At 50.0% G+C, this 20007-nt stretch carries 13 protein-coding genes; 5 read left to right on the top strand and 8 right to left on the bottom strand.

Features of this window, described 5'->3' with window-relative positions; genetic code table 11:
* Positions 1 to 236 precede the first annotated feature (236 nt).
* Both R3289_RS17860 and R3289_RS17855 read left to right on the top strand, forming a co-directional pair.
* Positions 237 to 1454, top strand: coding sequence for a 3-phenylpropionate MFS transporter (locus R3289_RS17860; RefSeq protein ID WP_318927057.1), 1218 nt, complete (start codon positions 237 to 239; stop codon positions 1452 to 1454).
* A 113-nt stretch (positions 1455 to 1567) separates the two neighbouring features.
* Entirely contained in the window at positions 1568 to 5029 is a 3462-nt protein-coding gene (locus R3289_RS17855) for a PAS-domain containing protein (protein WP_318927056.1), read from the top strand.
* Between the two features lie 108 nt (positions 5030 to 5137).
* On the opposite strand, the gene R3289_RS17850 is transcribed toward R3289_RS17855, so the two are convergent.
* The 7 genes from R3289_RS17850 to aspA all read right to left on the bottom strand — a co-directional run bounded on the left by R3289_RS17850 (position 5138) and on the right by aspA (position 14548).
* A complete protein-coding gene (locus R3289_RS17850) occupies positions 5138 to 6841 on the bottom strand; it encodes a sodium:solute symporter family protein (RefSeq protein ID WP_318927055.1) in 1704 nt (567 codons plus the stop codon).
* A 10-nt stretch (positions 6842 to 6851) separates the two neighbouring features.
* On the bottom strand, positions 6852 to 7118 hold the full coding sequence (locus R3289_RS17845) for a DUF4212 domain-containing protein (protein WP_318927054.1): 267 nt from the start codon (positions 7116 to 7118) through the stop codon (positions 6852 to 6854).
* A 445-nt stretch (positions 7119 to 7563) separates the two neighbouring features.
* Positions 7564 to 8202 carry a response regulator transcription factor gene (locus R3289_RS17840; RefSeq protein ID WP_318927148.1) on the bottom strand — a complete coding sequence of 213 codons (639 nt, stop codon included), beginning with the start codon at positions 8200 to 8202 and terminating at the stop codon, positions 7564 to 7566.
* A 157-nt stretch (positions 8203 to 8359) separates the two neighbouring features.
* Positions 8360 to 10204 carry a protein-disulfide reductase DsbD gene (locus R3289_RS17835; RefSeq protein ID WP_318927053.1) on the bottom strand — a complete coding sequence of 615 codons (1845 nt, stop codon included), beginning with the start codon at positions 10202 to 10204 and terminating at the stop codon, positions 8360 to 8362.
* A 125-nt stretch (positions 10205 to 10329) separates the two neighbouring features.
* Positions 10330 to 11247 carry a LysR family transcriptional regulator gene (locus tag R3289_RS17830; protein ID WP_318927052.1) on the bottom strand — a complete coding sequence of 306 codons (918 nt, stop codon included), beginning with the start codon at positions 11245 to 11247 and terminating at the stop codon, positions 10330 to 10332.
* Positions 11248 to 11680: 433 nt separating this feature from the next.
* The gene (locus tag R3289_RS17825; RefSeq protein WP_318927051.1) at positions 11681 to 12982 is read right to left on the bottom strand and encodes an anaerobic C4-dicarboxylate transporter; all 1302 of its coding nucleotides are present in this window, start codon (positions 12980 to 12982) and stop codon (positions 11681 to 11683) included.
* A 105-nt stretch (positions 12983 to 13087) separates the two neighbouring features.
* Positions 13088 to 14548 (bottom strand): aspartate ammonia-lyase, encoded by a 1461-nt coding sequence (gene aspA / locus R3289_RS17820; protein WP_318927050.1) that lies wholly within the window; start codon positions 14546 to 14548, stop codon positions 13088 to 13090.
* 565 nt (positions 14549 to 15113) lie between these two features.
* Between aspA and R3289_RS17815 the strand changes: the two genes are divergently transcribed.
* Entirely contained in the window at positions 15114 to 15671 is a 558-nt protein-coding gene (locus R3289_RS17815) for an FxsA family protein (RefSeq protein WP_318927048.1), read from the top strand.
* Between the two features lie 112 nt (positions 15672 to 15783).
* Here R3289_RS17815 and R3289_RS17810 read toward each other — a convergent pair whose 3' ends face one another.
* Complete coding sequence (locus tag R3289_RS17810; protein WP_318927046.1) at positions 15784 to 17172, bottom strand: MATE family efflux transporter; 1389 nt, start codon at positions 17170 to 17172, stop codon at positions 15784 to 15786.
* A 223-nt stretch (positions 17173 to 17395) separates the two neighbouring features.
* Here R3289_RS17810 and R3289_RS17805 point away from each other — a divergent pair, with 223 nt between their 5' ends.
* Complete coding sequence (locus tag R3289_RS17805; protein ID WP_318927045.1) at positions 17396 to 17686, top strand: co-chaperone GroES; 291 nt, start codon at positions 17396 to 17398, stop codon at positions 17684 to 17686.
* 41 nt (positions 17687 to 17727) lie between these two features.
* The gene (groL, locus tag R3289_RS17800) at positions 17728 to 19374 is read left to right on the top strand and encodes a chaperonin GroEL (protein WP_318927042.1); all 1647 of its coding nucleotides are present in this window, start codon (positions 17728 to 17730) and stop codon (positions 19372 to 19374) included.
* The last annotated feature ends 633 nt before the right edge of the window (positions 19375 to 20007 follow it).

Raw genomic sequence — 20007 nt, 5'->3', positions numbered from 1 at the left:
CTGCCGACAGTCTCGCTTAACTTGCCGGCAAGCTCCAGACGACTTTAGTCTATAGCCAACTAACCTCAATCCCGGCTCAATTCTGTATTGTGAGCTGATTTGGGTATCGTCGCTGTCCTCGGATTCTGGCTCATACAAGGCGGTCTGGTTGATTTGTCTGATTAATCCATAGGCTTGTCGGTTCCGATTGGGCATAATGTCGGCACGTTCACCTCGCAATGCATTTAGGAATTGGCATGTTTCGTAGTAGTCCTTATGGCTGGACCTCGCAATATCTGTTGGGTTTTTTCTTCACTTATGGTGTCTATCTACCATTCTGGGCGTTATGGTTCGCCCATTTAGGGGTCGACGCCTCTGATATTGGCTTGTTGTTAGGGCTGGGCTTCGGGGTACGTTGTCTAGCTAACTTGGTGCTGACTCCGCGTATCCATAAAGTCGAACAGTTAATTCCGGCATTGCGTTGGCTTACGTTGGCGGGACTGATTGGATGTGTTTTATACATCTTCTGTGGTGGCAGTTTGTGGGCTCTTACTGCGGTGACCATTTTATTTAACCTGGCCGCAGGTCCGGTGGTCCCTATTTCAGATGCTTTAGCGAATCATTACGCCAAAGACGGCCACTTAGACTATGGCCGCACGCGCTTATGGGGATCGATAGCGTTTATTGCCGGATCGACTGTTGTCGGTATTCTGGCGGCGGAATACGGGGCAAATGTGATCCCTTGGGTCGCGATCTCAGGGTTAGTGGTTGCATTAGTACTGTCGATGCGCACACCCGCGATTGCCCCACGTGAAGATGAACACCATGATCTGCCGCGCCCGGCGCTAATGGATATGCTGAAAGACAACAGCGTGATGCGTTTTCTGTTAATTGTTGCTTTGTTGCAGGGCAGTCATGCCGCTTATTACAGCTTTAGTGCGATTTACTGGAAAGAAGTGGGTTATAGCGAAGCGATTATTGGCTATTTGTGGAGCTTCAGTGTCGTTGCTGAGGTTGGAGTCTTTGCCCTGAGTAAGCGTATTTTTGCCGGTTGGAGTGTCAGCGGGATGTTCCGTTTGGCGGCGATGGGGGTATTGCTACGCTGGGGGATCACGGCCACGATGACCGAGCTACCTTTACTGGTGGTCGCGCAAGCGATGCACGGTATTACGTTTGCAGCGGCGCACTTAGCCGCTATTCGTTATATCCAGCACGCCAAAAGCAACCAAATGGTCGCACTGCAGGCGCTGTATAATGCCTTGCCTTTGGGGGCGTTCATGGCCTTAATGACAGCATTAAGTGGCTGGCTGTATGGTCTGTGGGGAGCGAATTTATTCTGGCTGATGGCCGCCATGGCAATTCCGGTGCTGCTGATGAAGATTGAAGCCAAACCCCACGGCAGCGACCATTTTTTATCGCAGAATCCGGATCCCCAAAACAGTCGGGATTCACATAAAGCGGTAACCGAGTCTTAATATTACGACTTTGCAGATCGGCACAGAAAGAACTGTGATCTATCCTGATTGGTGTCCTTAACCAGATTGGTTAGTATGGATTAACGTATCGTTAACACTGTCAGGGAAGTAACATGGCGCAGGGATGGATTGTCGTGCCGGTCTCATTGGCCTATCTGGGGCTGTTGTTTTTTATCGCCTGGTATGGCGATAAAAAACCGCAATGGATGGCGGGGTATCGGCCTTGGATATATAGCTTATCAATCGCAGTTTACTGCACCTCCTGGACATTCTATGGCACGGTCGGCCAGGCCAGCCAGAATATCTGGTCCTTTCTTCCGATCTACCTTGCTCCGATGATTGTTTTCACGGTTGGCTGGCGAATTCTGGCCCGACTGATCTTAATTGCCAAACGCGAGCACATCACTTCCATTGCCGACTTTATTGCCGCGCGCTATGGCAAGTCTCAGGGATTGGCGGTACTGGTGACCATTATTGCGGTGATCGGTATTCTGCCCTATATCGCCCTGCAGCTCCGGGGCATTACCATGGGGCTGGAGCAGATCACCCCGGATCTTGGCCGCGAGATTGGCCTTGAAGAGATGGATACCGCGTGGTTAGTTACCCTGGCATTAGCCGCTTTTACCGTCTTGTTCGGTACCCGCCATATTGATACCACAGAACACCATCGTGGCATGATGATGGCGGTAGCGTTTGAGTCCTTAGTGAAGCTGGCGGCCTTTTTAATTGTCGGGATTTTTGCGGTCAGCTTGTTGTTTGAACTGCCGGACTTTCAATGGGTGAAAGAGACGTATTTGCCGCCGACATCGCCGAATATCGGCAGTTTGCTCATTCACACCATGCTGACCATGGCGGCGATCATTTGTTTGCCGCGGCAGTTTCATACCACGGTGGTTGAGAACAGCCGGGCGCAGGATCTGCATAAGGCGCGCTGGATATTTCCGCTTTACCTACTGTTGATGGGGGCATTCGTGGTGCCGTTGGCGCTGGCCGGTCAGGTATTCATGCCGCACATTGCTGCCGACACCTATGTGATCAATCTGCCATTGCAGCAAGGTGCCAGCGGTATTGCGCTACTGGCCTTTTTGGGGGGAACCTCGGCAGCCAGTGGCATGGTGATTGTGTCGACGATTGCACTGGCGATCATGGTGTCGAATGATCTGGTATTGCCGTTACTACTCCGGCGCTTGCGGGTGCCCGGACGTAATTTCAGTGCATTTTCCGGGTTGTTGCTGAATGTGCGACGCGCCTTGATTTTGCTCTTACTCTTTGCCGCGTGGGGCTTTTATCACGTCCTCGATAATATTTCCTCACTGTCAGGCATTGGCTTATTGTCGTTTGCGGCGATTGCGCAGTTTGCCCCGCCACTATTAGGCGGAATCTACTGGCGGCAAGGCAACCGCAAGGGGGTCTATGCCGGTCTGCTCAGTGGTTCTGCCATCTGGCTAATCACCATGATGGCGCAAACGGGGCTGCTGGCGGGCTCCGCGGATACCAACCTGTTGCTATGGATGCTAAGTCCGCCGCAATGGCCGCTGTTAGATCAACTGGCGTCGGTTGACTGGGGCATGCTGCTCAGTATGGTGGCCAATATGGCGCTGTATGTCAGCGTTTCGCTGATGACACGCTCGTCACTGACGGAGCGGCTACAGGCCGCCACGTTTGTCGGTGCGCCGTTGCCGGAAGCGGGCAATGCCAGCCTGTACCAGACCCGGGTAACCGTGGCTGAACTGGAAATGCTGGCTGCGCGTTTTGTCGGCCGTAAGCGAGTACGTTATGCCTTCCGTCAGTTCGCCGAGCAGCATCAGGATCCCTTATTGCCGCAACAGCAAGCCTCAGCGGCGATGATCCGTCATACCGAGCGGGTGCTGGCCGGGGTATTCGGGTCATCCTCGGCCCGGCTAGTATTAACGTCTGCCCTGCAAGGGCGCAACATGCAGCTGGAGGAAGTGGCGACCATTGTCGATGAAGCCTCTGAGTTATTTGATTTCAGCAGGGGCCTGCTGCAAGGCGCGATAGAGCACATCAGTCAGGGGATCGCGGTGGTCGACAAGCAGTTGCGGCTGGTGGCATGGAACCAGCGTTATGTCGAGCTGTTTACTTTCCCGCCCGGGCTGATACAGGCCGGACGGCCGATTGCTGATGTGATCCGGCATAATGCCAGAGAGGGGTTGTGTGGTCCGGGAGATCCCGAGAAGCATGTGGCCAAGCGGGTTGAACACCTTCATCGCGGTACGGCACATACCTCATCACGCACCCGTCCTGATGGCCGGGTCATTGAAGTGCAGGGTAACCCAATGCCCGGTGGCGGGTTCGTGATGAGCTTTACGGATATCACCGAATTTATGCAAGCGGAACAAGCCCTGAAAGAGGCCAATGAAAATCTGGAAGCACGTGTTCAGCAGCGTACCCGGGAGCTGGAACAGTTGAACCAGCGTCTGGTGTCGGCGACTCAGCAGGCCGAACAGCAGGCGCAGTCGAAAAGCCGTTTTCTGGCGGCCGTCAGCCATGATTTGATGCAGCCGCTCAATGCCGCGCGTTTGTTTTCATCGTCGTTAAGCGAAGTGGCCAAGGGGGAAGAAACGGTCAAATTATCACGCCATATTGAAAGTGCGCTGGGTGCGGCAGAAGATCTGATTGGTGATTTGCTCGATGTTTCCAGGCTGGAGGCCGGTAAGCTGCGGACCAATGTCCACCCGTTCCCGATCAGGGATGTATTGTCTATCTTAAGTGCAGAGTTCAGTGCGCTCGCGAAACAGCAGCATATTCACTTTGAAGTGGTAAACAGTGATGCGGTGATTGTTTCTGATCCTAAATTACTGCGCCGGGCACTGCAGAACTTCCTTACCAATGCTTTTCGTTATAACCCGAAAGGCAAGGTGGTACTGGGGGTCAGGCGGATCAAAGGTAAACTGCAGATTGAAGTATGGGATAACGGGCCGGGCATTCCGAAAGAGAAACAAGCCCATATTTTTGAAGAGTTTACCCGAATAGAACGCAGCGGTGTCGATCATGGCTTAGGCCTTGGCCTGGCGATAGCCCGAGGTATTAGCCGGGTGCTGGATCATCCACTGTCACTTCGTTCATGGCCGGGGCGGGGAACCGTGTTTGCTTTATCGGTCCGCCGTGGTGTGATTGCGCATCAAGAGGAGGGGGGCCAATTGCCACCCGAAGCCGAGAAAGCCGCACCTCTGGCCGGGGTCAAAGTGCTGTGTGTGGATAATGAGCCGGATATTTTGCTGGGGATGGACACCTTACTGGCTCGCTGGGGCTGTGATGTGCGGTTAGCCGAGAGCGTCGAGGAGACGATACAGCAACTGGCAGATGGCTGGTGCCCAGAGTTTGTCCTTAGCGACTATCATCTGGCAAAAGGACAAACTGGTTTGCAGGTTTTGCAGCAGTGCAGCCTGCGGTTAGGTTCCGCCTTTAAGGGGGCTGTGATCAGTGCTGATCGGACCCGTGAAACCCAGCAGACGATCCGCCGGCATGGTTTCAGTTTTATCAGTAAGCCGGTCAAACCGCTCAAGCTGAGAGCGTTGCTTAATCAGCATGCTAAGGCAGAAGAGAAAAACTGATCTCAACAACGGGAAAGCGTCGATTGGTATCATAAACAAGCAATAAAAAAACGGAGCGTAATGCTCCGTTTTTTGTATGCTTGTCAGCACGCTGGTAAAGTCTGCACCTTAATGTTCATGCGCTTCACCGGCTCCTTTTGGATAGCGGATCGATTCCACCATATCCTGTACTTCTGTCGGTACTTCGGCGGTCACCTTGTTCACCACAATCGATACCACAAAGTTCAGGCACATACCCAGCGTACCGATCCCTTCCGGACTGATCCCGAAGAACCAGTTCTCGGGAGTACTTGCCGCCGGATTAATGAACTTGAAGTAGATGATATAAGATGCGGTAAACGCAATACCTGACAGCATTCCGGCAATCGCCCCTTCTTTGTTCATCTGCTTGTAGAAGATGCCCAGAATGATTGCAGGGAAGAAAGATGCCGCCGCAAGGCCGAAGGCGAAAGCAACCACCTGAGCCACAAACCCGGGCGGATTAATGCCTAAGTAGCCGGCGCCGACAATCGCGACGGCAGCCCCTATGCGGGCCGCTAGCAGCTCTTGTTTATCGGTCATATCAGGTTTGAAGCCTTTCTTCAGTAAATCATGGGAAATCGAGGTGGAGATCACCAGTAGCAGACCTGCTGCGGTTGAGAGTGCAGCAGCCAGACCACCCGCCGCCAGTAGCGCCACGACCCAGTTAGGCAGTTTAGCCAACTCCGGACTTGCCAGTACGATAATGTCACGGTTGATGTTCATCTCATTGCGCTCATCGCCCGAGTAGAACATCTTGCCATCGCCGTTTTTATCTTCCCATTGAACCAGGCCTGTTTTCTCCCAGTTAGTGACCCAGCCCGGGGCATCTTCTGCCGCGACACCTTGCATGTCGGGGCCATTGATCGTGTTGATCATATTCACGCGGGCAAAGGCGGCAACCGAGGGTGCCGTGGTATACAGCAGTGAAATAAACAGGAGTGCCCAACCGGCAGAGATACGGGCATCTTTCACGCGAGGTACGGTGAAGAAGCGGATAATGACGTGCGGCAGACCGGCAGTACCCACCATCAGCGCGGCGCAGATGAAGAAGACGTCAACCATGCTTTTTGAGCCGTCGGTATAGGCGGTAAAACCGAGTTCAGTGGTTAGGCCATCCAGCTTGTCTAACACATAAGTTTCAGAGCCTGTCAGCGTCGAGCCTAAGCCAATTTGTGGCACAGGATTCCCTGTCATCATGATAGAGGTAAAGACCGCCGGTACCAGAAAAGCAAAGATCAGAACGCAGAACTGAGCAACCTGGGTGTAGGTGATCCCTTTCATCCCGCCTAATACCGCATAGAAGAACACGATACCCATGCCGATGATAATCCCCATATTGATATCAACTTCGAGGAAGCGGGCGAAGACGACGCCAACGCCACGCATCTGGCCTGCAACATAGGTAAACGAAACGAAGATGGCACAAAAGACAGCGACCATACGTGCAGTTTTGGAGTAATAACGCTCACCGATAAAATCAGGCACAGTAAACTGACCAAACTTGCGCAGGTAAGGCGCAAGGCAAAGAGCAAGCAGTACATAACCGCCGGTCCAGCCCATCAGGTAAACGCCGCCGTCATAACCAACAAACGAAATAATACCGGCCATGGAGATGAAAGAGGCAGCCGACATCCAGTCAGCGGCCGTTGCCATACCGTTTGCCACAGGGTGAACACCGCCGCCAGCGACATAGAATTCACTGGTTGAGCCGGCCCGGGCCCAGATGGCGATACCGATATAAACCGCAAAGGTTATACCGACTAAAATAAACGTCCAGGTTTGGATATCCATGAATAACCTCTTAGTCTTCTTGTACGTTGAACTTACGATCAAGCGCGTTCATACGCACCACGTAGACAAAAATCAGTACCACAAAGGTATAAATAGCCCCCTGTTGTGAGAACCAGAAACCCAGCTTAAAACCACCGAGTTGGAAGCTGTTGAGGGCGTCGACAAATAAAATGCCTGCGCCATAGGACACCAAGAACCAGATAGCTAACAGGGAGCCCATCGTTGCGAGGTTTTCTTTCCAGTACGCCTGAGCGTGCTCCTTGGATTCAAACGCCATTATCATCTCCTTTCACGTGTGCAAATCGCGTTAATGAAATGTTACCGAATGACAATAGCAACGATTTGACAGGGAAACAGTGCAACTTTAGTCGAGCCGGGAATGCAAAAATCGCCCGCAAAGCGGCGATTTTGTGACATTGGCTGACTTTTGAAGGTGTTAATGAGATGTAACGTTAGCCTAAGGTCTAATGCATTAAATAAAAATCTTTGATCCCGAGAAGGAGGTTGTTCACGGTTATAGCAGCAAGGGTGAAATGTTATAGGTTACAAATCCTCAATTCATTTTGATTTCAGGATGCTTAGTGAGGTCTATTGTGTTTTTGGCAGTTAATGACAATTTTAAGGTGAAGAGGGTAAATAACTGTGTTTATTTAAACAAAACGGAAGGTATCAAGCGAGATGATTTGATACCTGATGCTTTTGTAACCAACGGGTTTTATGACCTATTGGGTTAAATCCATTTGCTGGAGCAAAATGACGGCCTGGGTGCGATTTTTCACATCCATCTTTCGAAAGATTGCCGTCATATGGGCTTTAATGGTGGCTTCTGACACATTGAGTTCATAGGCAATTTGCTTGTTGAGCAGCCCATCAGACAACATGCATAAGACTTTGTATTGTTGCGGGGTTAACGTCGCGATCTTTTGCGCCAGTTCGTTTACCTCGTCATCCTCTTCTTCGCCAATTCCTTCAGGGAAAAACGGCTCACCTTCCAGTACCTGATTGAGTGCACCGATCAAAGCCCGCATATCACTGGATTTTGGGATAAAGCCGAAGGCACCATGATGGCGAACTTGCCTGATAATGGTCGCTTCTTCACTGGCAGAAATAACCACAACGGGTAAATCAGGGTACTGGTTGCGTAGCTGGATGAGGCCTGACAGGCCATTTGAGCCCGGCATTTTTAAATCAAGCAACAAAAGATCGACCTCGGGTTCTTTTTCTAACAAGCTGAGCAGGGTGTCGAGCGCGTCGGCTTCCAGCAAATTGGCACCACTGATGGCCATATGCACTGATTGAAACAGCGCATTACGGAATAGTGGATGATCATCGGCAATAACAATCGTGTATTGAGCGTCCATGGCAGTCATTTTGTAATTCATTTCGATTAAGGTATCACTGCGATCAGGGGAGATCAATTTGTTAACACCCAAGATAAGAGCTGGATCGGCGCTTAGGTAACAGCGAGCGCCAATAAGGGCCCGGCATGAGCCCTTATTGTTGATTTATAAAGTCTAATTAGTCAGTGAGCTGTCGGCTTTTAAGGTGCTGCAAGAAAGGCTCGGCTGCCATGAACCCCGTCAGGCGAGCGCTCTGCTGTCGATTACCTTGGGCATCCCAGAAATCGAGAGTCGGTAAGCCCAGTACGTCCAACGCCTGTAGTAGCTTGATATCTTCCGGTGAGCTTTTGGTGACATCCGCTTGCAGTAACACAAACTTGCTCAGCACCGGAGCGACAGCCTGATCGTGGAAGGTATACTTCTCGAACTCCAGACAGGCGACGCACCAGTCAGCATAGAAATCTAACATCACGGGCTTGCCCTGGGCCTTGGCATCGGCGAGTGCTGAATTCAGCTCATCAATAGTGCTGATGCGGGTAAATTCAATGGCGACAGGGTTGGCGGTTACGGATGATTGAGGCTCTGTTATCCGCTGGTATAGCGGCTGGGTCGCCACGAGCAGGCCCACAATCGCAATCACTGCCAATGTGCTGCTACGCCACGATACTGGCATGGTGGTTTTGACATGATACAGCCAGCCAAAGGCTGCAATGCCTAATACCGACCACAGATACGGAACCAGAGTATGCGGCAGAATTCGTTCTAATAGGAAGATCGGCACCGCCAGCAAGACAAAACCGAAGAAGACCTTTACGTGGGTCATCCAGTTCCCCGCTTTAGGCAACAGTTTGTTACCGAACATCGCGGCCAGGATCAGTGGGATCCCCATCCCGATAGCCAGGGCATACAAAGCAACGGCGCCGGTCAGTAAGTCACCGCTTTGCGCGACATAAATCAATGCGCCGGATAACGGGGCAGTGGTGCATGGCGAGCAGACCAAACCGGAAATCGCCCCCATGGCGAATACGCCACCGATGTGGCCACCTTGCTGCTTGTTGCTCAGTCCGCTGAGCCAGGTCTGAACTGTGCTAGGCAGCTGCAGGGTATAAGCCCCAAACATCGACAGGGCCAGCAGTACAAACAGGACACTTAAGCCGCTCAGTACGTACGGATGCTGCAAAGCGGCCTGAAACTGCATGCCCGCCGAAGCGACCACTAACCCCAGCAAAGTGTAGGTCAGGGCCATTCCCTGAACGTAAATGAAGGCCAGCCGAAAAGTGCGGCCGTGGCTGAGCTTGCCGCCACCTAATACGATACCGGTCAGAATGGGGTACATGGGCAAGACACATGGCGTAAAGGCCAGCCCGATACCCAAGGCCAAAAAGATCAGGGGCGTCCACCACTGGTCGGCGAGATCGCTGGCCAGCTGATCTTGCTGTGTTGCCGGTGCGGTTGTTGTTTGCGTGTTAGTACTTACTTCACTCTGTGGTGCTGCCGTTGTTGCTGATGGGAGCGCAGGCGTTGAACTATTAGGTTTTTTTGCGACGGCAGATAAAGGAACCTGGCGAATCTCGGGAGGATAGCAGAAACCGGCCTTGGCACAGCCCTGGTAACGCACCGTCAGGCTTGCCCCTTCGCTCGCTTCTATCAGTGGCACGCTGACAGTCAGTGGTTCGGTGTAAATATTGACTTCACCGAAGAACTCGTCTTGATAAGGCTTACCCGCCGGGATCCCGACTTGCCCCAGCGTTGCGTTGTTACCGGTAACCGAAAGTTGATGCTGGTAGAGGTAATAGCCCGGCTTCACCTGCCAGTCAAGGTAGACTCTGTCGCCTTGCTGGCTGAAGTTAAAGGGAAATGCTTCATCGACGGTCACAAACTTATTGGTATTGCTATCCGAAAATCCCGGCAGAGAAAACTCAGCCAGAGCAGGCTGGCTGAGCGCACCGATCAGCAGGTTCCCCAATAAAACAAACAGGGAAACGATACGGGCAACCCCGTTATTTTTTTTCAATCCTATCATTCTTACTCGACTCGTCTGCAGGGCGTACCCGGAAACTGGCTACCAGGGTCTTTGGTTCTGTACCATTAACTATACTCCGTAAGACCGTCATATACAGTGATTGGTTTCATCACCATGCCATCAATTTATTTTCCAGTCAGGCCGTCACGCATAAAATCGGTAAAGCAGCGGATATGGCTGGGTACATAGCCCAGGCGCTGATAAAGCATATAGATAGGACGCGGCGGTGAATACCAGTCGTTCATCATGGTTGACAGCAAACCCTGTTCCAGTGCATCGGCGACGACGTAATTTGGCAGGCACGCGATGCCTAATCCTTTGATTGCGGCTTGTTTGACACTGTTGAGATCGGCGATGGCCATCCGTACCGGTGAGTTGATCCAGATTGTTTCCGGACTGACAGGATCCGCTTTTCGAGTGAGTGCCCACTCAAATTCGGGCACTGTCGCCAGGCGGGCATGGCTATTGAGCTCGTCGGGATGAGAGGGGATGCTGTATTGGGCTAAATAGTGCGAAGAGGCCACTAAAGTACGCTGTGATTCGCCAATTTTGGCGGCGGCAAAACTTGAGTCAGGCTGATGACCGACGCGAAAGACCACATCGTATAGCTCCGGGCTGTAATCATGATGCTGATTGGAAAGATGGTTGAGCGACAGCGTGATCTCCGGGTATTGCACCAGAAACTGATTAAACAGCGGCATCAGCTGATACGTCAGCAATCCAACCGGTGCCGATATGCGCAGTGCACCTCGGGGATTGTTATTGCTGGTATCAATCAGCTCTGTGGTGGTGGCTTCCAGTTCGTCAAACAGCGGCTGGCAGCGCTCGACATAATTCTGGCCGAGTGGGGTGAGGGCAACATTACGGCTGTCTCTGATCACCAACTGGCTACCGAGAGTCTCTTCCAGCCGTTGTAACCGGCGGCTAAGTGTCGTCGGCGGGATATCCAGTGCACTGGCTGCGGCCCTGAAACTGCCGTGTTGGGCAATCGCAATCAGTGTCCGCAGGTCATCCAACTTCATCCCATTTTTGCATCGCTGCATAACGCTTTTACCTCTATCGCATGGCTCTCTCAGTTATTACTATAGTGTTTCAGGCTCTCCTGTCTTGAGCCTGAACAGTAGCAAACTGAGACATGATATCGGATCAGCCGCTGGGGAATAACGGCTGCTCCGGTCTGAACAAATACGCCGGGAATCGTATCTGTTCTTGGTCTTCGCCCCTGGATGGGGCGGAGACAAATATTCAAATTAAATCTCTTCGTAATTCTTCGTAACTCTTCTTATCTCATCGTAATACTTCACTTTTTCTGAATGTTTCCTCTGTACTTGTACTGCCGTAACAATGCATTGATACAACGTATCCCAACGTTATGCCTTTTCTTGCCTCTTGTACCAATAAAAAAGGCTACCCGCAGGCAGCCTTTTCATGGTCTTGCAAAATTGTCGCTATATCAACAACTGCCTTGTCAACCTGTTACAGGAAGATACCGCCGACGGCGAAACCAAGTGCAACCGATGTTGAAATTGTTACCAGACCCGGAATGAAGAACGGGTGGTTGAATACCAGGTTACCGATACGGGTTGAACCTGTTTCATCCATTTCAACCGCTGCCAGCAGAGTCGGGTAAGTTGGCAGTACGAACAGCGCACTTACCGCTGCGAAAGACGCGATAGCAGTGAGTGGTGCAACGCCAATGGCCAGTGCCGCAGGCATCAGAGCCGTCGTGGTTGCGCCCTGAGAGTAAAGTAGCATAGAAGCAAAGAACAGCGTCACAGCCAGCATCCAAGGGTATTGCGCCAGAATTTCACCCGCCAGTTCTTTGATTTCAGAGATATGCCCAGATACGAACGTATCACCTAACCAGGCAACACCCAAGACACACACACAAGCACTCATACCTGACTTGAATGTCGCGGCATTGGCAATCTGAGATGCATCAATCTTAGTGAATGTCACGATAGCCATCGCTGCTGTCAGCATGAATACCATGATTGCATCATTACGGCCCAATGCAGGGTTTTCGATCAGGCCTACAGCACTTGAAATCATAGTGGCATAAGCAACTACCGCGACGATAGCCACAATAAAAATGTATGTAGCTGTTTTCGCTGTTGGCAGAATTTGACGTTTGGTTGCGCCCTGGATTTTGATCAGACCTTTAGCCAGGTGATCTTGATAAACAGGATCGTCTTTTAGCTCACAGCCGAGGAAGTTAGAAACAAATGCACCTACCATACAGGCGGTAAATGTTGTTGGGATACAGATTGCCAGCAGTGTCAGGTAACCGACACCCAATGGCTCAAGAATACCGGAAAAGAATACAACTGCAGCAGAGATAGGCGATGCAGTGATTGCAATTTGTGATGCGACAACGGCAATAGAAAGTGGACGAGAAGGACGGATACCTTGCTCTTTGGCCACTTCCGCGATAACCGGCAGGGTTGAGAATGCAGTATGGCCGGTACCTGCAAGCAGGGTCATGAAGTAAGTCACTATCGGCGCATAGAATGTGATGCGCTTAGGGTTTTTACGCAGAAATTTTTCTGCCAGATCAACCAACCAGTCCATACCACCGGCAACTTGCATTGCGGCAATGGCAGTAATGACTGACATGATGATCAGGATGACGTCTACAGGGATATTACCTGCATCCATCCCGAGAAAAAGGGAAAGCACCAGTACACCAGCACCGCCGGCAAAACCAATACCAATACCACCGATTCTTGCGCCAAGGTAAATAAACGCGAGAACGACAAATAGCTCTACACCAATCATAAGATTGTCCTGTCTTTAAAGTAAAAAAATAAAATGGGAATTTGTAGCAAAAAGGGGGCAGATTTTCGTCCTGAAAACCCGCCCATTTATCTAGCGTTTGCGTTATTAGTTGTAACGCTTCGCTTTATATTCTGGATGCATCAGATTTTGTACTGAGAAGATGTCATTTAGCTGCTCTTCTGTCAGAAGCCCACGTTCTAGTACGACTTCACGGACATTTTTACCTGTTTCTGCACAGATTTTACCGACGATGTCACCTTCATGGTGGCCAATGAACGGGTTCAGGTAAGTCACGATACCGATAGAGTTGAACACGTAGCTTTCACAGACCTCTTTGTTCACTGTGATGCCCGTAATACACTTATCACGCAGGTTGATAGCGGCATTTTTCAATAGGTCGATAGATTCAAATAGCGCCTGACCGATAACCGGTTCCATGACGTTCAGCTGAAGCTGACCGGCTTCTGCTGCGAAAGTAATGGTAGTGTCGTTACCGATCACTTTGAAGCACACCTGATTAACCACTTCAGGGATCACCGGGTTTACTTTCGCCGGCATGATAGAAGAGCCTGCCTGCATTTCAGGTAGGTTGATTTCGTTCAGACCAGTACGAGGACCAGAAGAAAGCAGGCGTAGGTCGTTACAAATCTTAGAGAGTTTAACGGCAGTACGCTTCAGCGCACCGTGAACCATCACGTAGGCACCACAGTCAGACGTTGCTTCGATCAAATCTTCTGCAGGGGTACACGGCAGGCCGGTGATTTCAGCCAGACGCTGAACTGCCAGCTCCTGGTATCCCGTGGCAGCATTCAGGCCAGTACCGATAGCGGTTGCACCAAGGTTAACTTCCAGCAACAGTTCTGCGGTGTGGCGAAGGTTCTTGATTTCTTCTTTGATCAAAATGGCGAACGCGTTGAATTCCTGGCCTACGGTCATAGGCACCGCGTCTTGCAGCTGGGTACGGCCCATTTTCAATACGTCTGAGAATTCGTGATTTTTCGCGTCGAAGGCTTCTTTTAGATAGATCAGCGCTTCAACCATTGTCATGATGCTGTTATATACCGCAACACGGAAACCGGTTGGGTAGGCACAGTTGGTCGACTGGCTCTTGTTAACGTGATCGTTCGGGTTAACGATGTCGTACTCGCCTTTCGCTTTGCCCATAAGCTCCAGAGCAAGGTTGGCGATCACTTCGTTGGCGTTCATGTTAACAGAAGTACCGGCACCACCCTGGAAGACGTCTGATGGAAATTGATCCATGCACTTGCCCGTGTCCAGGATTAGGTCACAGGCTTTGATGATGTATTCGCCAACTTCAGATGGAATTGCACCAAGTTCTTTGTTAGCCATTGCAGCCGCTTTCTTGGTAAAAATCATACCGCGAACAAAGTCTGGCACATCAGAGATAGTAGTTTTAGATATGTTGAAGTTTTCAACAGCGCGAAGAGTGTGAATGCCCCAGTAAGCGTCAGCAGGAACGTGACGATCGCCAAGTAAATCTTCTTCGATGCGGGTAGCAACATTCAGAGTTGCTTCATTTTTTTCAAGATCAATCATCTGAGACATGAGGTAGCCTTATGGGAATCTGCTAAATAAAATTCAAACGTTGAGCCAATTCTGAATTAAGAGTCCATTCCGCAGGAGTGTTGGCTAGATGATCGTACCTGACACCTTATGTGAGGCTGATAATACTCCCCTTTATGGGTAAAAACATAATCTGGATCACTTTTTTAAAGCGCATGAAAACATATGCACAAAAACGAGATCGCGCTCACAATTGCTGTTAACAACAAGGAGGCTAAATGCGTCGAGAAATGATCTAAAGTGACAGGATGTGAATAAGTTGTTTGCTATCCTTGGTGCCCGCTAATGCTAACGGGCAACGACGACAGGTTGTTGAAAATCAATGTTAATCATGTTGGATTTTAATGTATCGAAAAGTTTCGGGTTGTGGTGTTGATGTGACATCGGTGTTGGTTTTTGTTCGGAGATCAATAATGCGGACTGGTAACGCGCACAGGCGGCTGAAAAATGCCACAATACTCCACATTGATTAGACTATATAAATAAGCTGGCCATCTCTGATGGCATTACCGTCAGCAAGTGTTGACCAGTGACAAAGAGGTGAGTCGTGTTTCCTGTATTACTGTTTTTGTTTATCGTTGTTCCCATTGTTGAAATTGCCTTATTTGTTCAGCTCGGCGGCTTATTTGGGCTATGGCCAACGCTTGCTTTGGTACTGATCACGGCGGTGGTCGGGGCATCATTGGTCCGCAGTCAGGGCATTGCGACTTTGATGGCGGTACAAACTAAATTGCAGCAAGGCGAACTGCCGGCTCAGCAAATTGTTGAAGGAGTCATGCTGGCGGTTGCCGGGGTATTGCTGCTGACCCCGGGATTCATGACGGATGCACTTGGTATGTTGGTGCTTCTGCCAGCCCCGCGGGCGATGTTAGCCCAGCAGCTAATGAGCCGCGTGAAGGTGAAGGGGATGGCGTCAGGCTCTGGTTTTAGCGCCGGTTTTGGCGGTGGCCCGGGTTTTACTGAGCAGCGGCCTTTTGAGAACGGTACCGATCCTTTTGAACCACGCCGCGACAAAGATGCCAATAGTCAGGGGGATGTATTCGACGGTGAGTTTGAGCGCAAAGACGATAATAAAGATAACGATCAGCAAAATCGTCTGAAGTAATCACTGACGGAGACATTAAAAGGATAGGCAATACCACGCGTATGTAAAAGGCAGCCTAAGCTGCCTTATTTGTTCATGCTGTTCATATTATACAATGAAGATATCGCGGGTTTTAACTTGCATATAATCCAGACTGCCGACGCATTCTTAGCGCATAAAAGTAAGCGCTGATACCACTGGCAATATTGGCGACAGCAATACCGATAAATAGCCCTTCTGTCCCATTAAGCTGACTGCCGAGCCATGCTGCAGGCAGTAAAAAACCAAATAACCGCAACAGATTCCACACCAGTGCGTGCATTGGTTTATGCATGGCATTTAAGGCACTGATCAGCAACATGCATACGGCCTGCATACCATAGCTCACTGGCACAACAATCAGGTAATGCCATATCTGTTGCTGTACCGCGCTATCCTGGCTGAAGAGTGAAGATAGCGGCCAGCTGAGTGGCACCATCATAATAAAGACCAGCAATTGAAAAACAATCGCAAAGCGCATGGTCATAAATAATGCATGAAATGCCCGGCGGGGGTTATCAGCCCCTAAATTTTGCGCGATAAAGGGCATTAACGCTGAGCCCAAAGCCATTATCACGATCACCAGCAAAGATTCGATACGCATTGCCGCGCCATAGGCAGCAACCGACGATGTGCCCTGAGCGGCCAGAAGTGACATGAGCAGTGCGCCTGATAATGGGTTCATTGCATTGGACAAGCTAGCCGGAGTACCAATTTGCATCACCTGTTGCCAGTCTTTCCAAATGCGTGCCAGCTGTGGCCAGGCCAGTAGTTTTTCACGTTTAATTAAGATATACAGGGAATTTATCAACGCGAATGCCCAGCTGATCCCACTGGCAATCGCTGCCCCCTTCACGCCCAGTTCAGGAAAAGGGCCATAACCAAAGATCAGTAAAGGATCCAGAATACCGTTGATCAACCCGGCCAGCATCATGATCTTGGCCGGGGTTTTAGCATCACCCGTTGCACGGATCGCACTGTTTCCGGCCATCGGTATCACCAATAGTGGAATGGCGAGATACCAGATATTCATGTATTGGGAGATGATTGGCAATAATTCTGGCGTGGCCCCAATCAATGAAAAGAGTGGGGTGATGGTCATCGTCCCCAGGGAAGAAGCACCGATCATTAAAATGACCGCCAGCAGTAATCCGTGGCTGGCGAAGCGTGCTGCGGAATTATTTTCCCCCTGACCTAACAAGCGGCCCACACTGGTGGAGATCCCCACACTGACACCCATGGTAATGCAGTTAAGGGCAAAGGTGACCGGAAAGGTAAAACTGACAGCAGCCAGCGCTTCGGTGCCTAACAGGGAGATAAAAAAGGTATCGACCAGATTGAACATTAAGATCGCCACCATTCCGAATACCATGGGTACGGTTAGGCGACGCAATACTTCTGCAATAGGATCAGAGAGCAGCCCGTGCTTGTCAGGCCGTATATTGGCCGATCTACTTTCTGCTGACTGTTGTTCTGCTGACATAGTGGTCTCGGATTTGATTGGCTGGCTTACCCTAAAGCAAAAGAGTGTGATCGGGCAAAAATTCTCAGAGAAATTATAAAAAAATAACGGTACAGGGCTTGGGTTCCAGAAATTTGACCCAACATGTCTAAGTATCAGAAAAACGCTATTTCATGAAAGTAGGCAGTTTGATGCTTACTTCTTTTTATCTTATGGATCTTACCAAAATCTGGAGAGACGACCGATGAATATTCGTCCATTACATAACCGAGTTATCGTAGAACGCCAAGAAGTTGAATCTAAGTCAGCTGGTGGTATCGTTCTAACTGGTTCTGCTGCCGAAAAATCAACTCGCGGCGTAGTCGTTGCTGTAGGTAAAGGCCTCGTTCTGGAAAACGGCACTGTTCAGCCGTTGGACGTAAAAGTTGGCGATACCGTTATCTTTGCTGAAGGCTACGGTATTAAAACTGAAAAGATTGATGGCAAAGAAGTCCTGATCATGTCAGAAAATGACATTATGGCAATCGTTGAATAATCCGTTCACTTCAAATAAAGAACTAAGAAAGGAAGATAGACATGGCTGCTAAAGACGTAAAATTTGGTAACGACGCACGTATTAAAATGCTGGAAGGTGTCAACGTTCTGGCTGATGCAGTAAAAGTAACCTTGGGCCCTAAAGGCCGTAACGTTGTACTGGACAAGTCGTTCGGTGCACCAACTATCACCAAAGATGGTGTTTCTGTTGCGCGTGAAATTGAACTGGAAGACAAATTCCAGAACATGGGCGCACAGATGGTTAAAGAAGTTGCTTCGCAAGCGAATGACGCAGCGGGTGACGGTACAACAACAGCAACGGTTCTTGCTCAATCTATTATCAGTGAAGGCCTGAAAGCCGTTGCTGCCGGCATGAACCCAATGGATCTTAAGCGCGGTATCGACAAAGCGGTTATTGCTGCTGTTGCAGCGCTGAAAGAACTGTCAGTTCCATGTGCAGACACCAAAGCAATCGCTCAGGTTGGTACAATTTCTGCCAATGCTGATGCAACTGTGGGTAACTTGATTGCAGAAGCAATGGAAAAAGTCGGCCGTGACGGTGTTATCACGGTTGAAGAAGGTCAGGCGCTTCAAGATGAGCTTGATGTTGTTGAAGGTATGCAGTTTGACCGCGGTTACCTGTCTCCTTACTTCATCAACAACCAGGAAGCCGGTTCTGTTGATCTGGACAACCCGTTCATTCTACTTGTAGACAAGAAAGTATCGAATATCCGTGAACTACTTCCTACGCTGGAAGCGGTAGCGAAAGCATCTCGTCCACTGCTTATCGTTGCAGAAGACGTTGAAGGCGAAGCACTGGCAACGCTTGTTGTGAACAACATGCGTGGCATCGTGAAAGTTGCAGCAGTTAAAGCACCTGGTTTTGGTGACCGTCGTAAATCAATGCTACAAGATATTGCGGTTCTGACTGCGGGTACGGTTATTTCTGAAGAAATCGGTCTGGAGCTGGAAAAAGTTCAGCTTGAAGATCTGGGTCAGGCTAAGCGCATTACGATCACCAAAGAAAACACCACTATCATTGATGGTGCGGGTGAAGAAACAATGATTCAGGGCCGTGTTGCTCAGATCCGTCAACAAATCGAAGACGCGACTTCAGACTACGACAAAGAAAAACTTCAAGAGCGTGTTGCTAAACTGGCAGGCGGCGTTGCTGTCATCAAAGTGGGCGCAGCCACCGAAGTTGAAATGAAAGAGAAAAAAGACCGCGTTGAAGATGCCCTGCACGCAACGCGTGCCGCGGTAGAAGAAGGCGTGGTTGCTGGTGGTGGTGTTGCACTTATTCGTGCTGCATCTAAAGTGGCTGGTCTTGAAGGCGACAACGAAGAGCAGAACGTCGGCATCCGTGTTGCTCTACGTGCAATGGAATCACCACTTCGTCAAATCACGACCAATGCGGGTGATGAAGAGTCTGTTGTTGCGAACAACGTTCGCGCTGGCGAAGGTAACTACGGTTACAATGCGGCAACGGGCGAATACGGCGATATGATTGAAATGGGTATTCTTGACCCAACGAAAGTCACGCGTTCAGCACTCCAGTTCGCGGCTTCTGTTGCGGGCCTGATGATCACGACTGAAGCAATGATCACCGATATGCCAGCAAAAGACGCTGGTGGCATGCATGATATGGGCGGCATGGGTGGTATGGGTGGCATGGGCGGCATGATGTAATCATCCCTCTAAGCTAACTGCTTGATTTAAAACCCGCCGGAAGGCGGGTTTTTTATGCCTGTCTATTTTCTATTTTCTCCGTCGCAAGTTGATAAAGAAAAATGCTCGAAAAGCTGTACGTGTTTTTTTTGATTTAAAATCAATTGCTTAATGGCTACTTTGGCATTTTTACTACAGAAGTCAAAAAAGTACATCATTTTGCTGTCAATAGAGTAAAAAGCTGAACGGCATGAGAGGTTAAAGTACACTATGGGCTGGTGATGACGAACAGGGTTTACTCTAAAAATTACCAGAAAAGCTGTACACACTTAAAAAGTAATTATTTATCAGTACATTAGGTCGGAATATTTGATCTTGCCCTTGTCACTCTTGCGCGTGACCACCTTTTTGCTGAACTTTGACTTAAAAGCTGCTCGGGCTCAGGGGCGCTTCTGATTTGTAATGATCAAAAAGCGGTACGAGCTGCACTGCCTTTAAGAACAATGGATTAAAAGGGGTTATTGTTTACGGGGAAGAGGCTGGAACATAGCAGCTGTACTTTGTTGTCCATGGCTGGACATGCGGTATGTGACGCGATGAGATCTCAACAAACAACGGCCAATGAATACGGCTTTATCCGAAATGCATTCATTG

The sequence above is a fragment of the Photobacterium sp. genome (assembly GCF_033720175.1).
Taxonomy (GTDB): Bacteria; Pseudomonadota; Gammaproteobacteria; order Enterobacterales; family Vibrionaceae; genus Photobacterium.
This window is presented reverse-complemented; position numbering and strand designations above follow the sequence as displayed.

Coding starts and splice junctions, on each gene's coding strand:
- R3289_RS17860 (WP_318927057.1), top strand. CDS start 237: ATGTTTCGTAGTAGTCCTTATGGCTGGACCTCGCAATATCTGTTGGGT.
- R3289_RS17855 (WP_318927056.1), top strand. CDS start 1,568: ATGGCGCAGGGATGGATTGTCGTGCCGGTCTCATTGGCCTATCTGGGG.
- R3289_RS17850 (WP_318927055.1), bottom strand. CDS start 6,841: ATGGATATCCAAACCTGGACGTTTATTTTAGTCGGTATAACCTTTGCG.
- R3289_RS17845 (WP_318927054.1), bottom strand. CDS start 7,118: ATGGCGTTTGAATCCAAGGAGCACGCTCAGGCGTACTGGAAAGAAAAC.
- R3289_RS17840 (WP_318927148.1), bottom strand. CDS start 8,202: ATGGACGCTCAATACACGATTGTTATTGCCGATGATCATCCACTATTC.
- R3289_RS17835 (WP_318927053.1), bottom strand. CDS start 10,204: ATGATAGGATTGAAAAAAAATAACGGGGTTGCCCGTATCGTTTCCCTG.
- R3289_RS17830 (WP_318927052.1), bottom strand. CDS start 11,247: ATGCAGCGATGCAAAAATGGGATGAAGTTGGATGACCTGCGGACACTG.
- R3289_RS17825 (WP_318927051.1), bottom strand. CDS start 12,982: ATGATTGGTGTAGAGCTATTTGTCGTTCTCGCGTTTATTTACCTTGGC.
- aspA (WP_318927050.1), bottom strand. CDS start 14,548: ATGTCTCAGATGATTGATCTTGAAAAAAATGAAGCAACTCTGAATGTT.
- R3289_RS17810 (WP_318927046.1), bottom strand. CDS start 17,172: ATGTCAGCAGAACAACAGTCAGCAGAAAGTAGATCGGCCAATATACGG.
- R3289_RS17805 (WP_318927045.1), top strand. CDS start 17,396: ATGAATATTCGTCCATTACATAACCGAGTTATCGTAGAACGCCAAGAA.
- groL (WP_318927042.1), top strand. CDS start 17,728: ATGGCTGCTAAAGACGTAAAATTTGGTAACGACGCACGTATTAAAATG.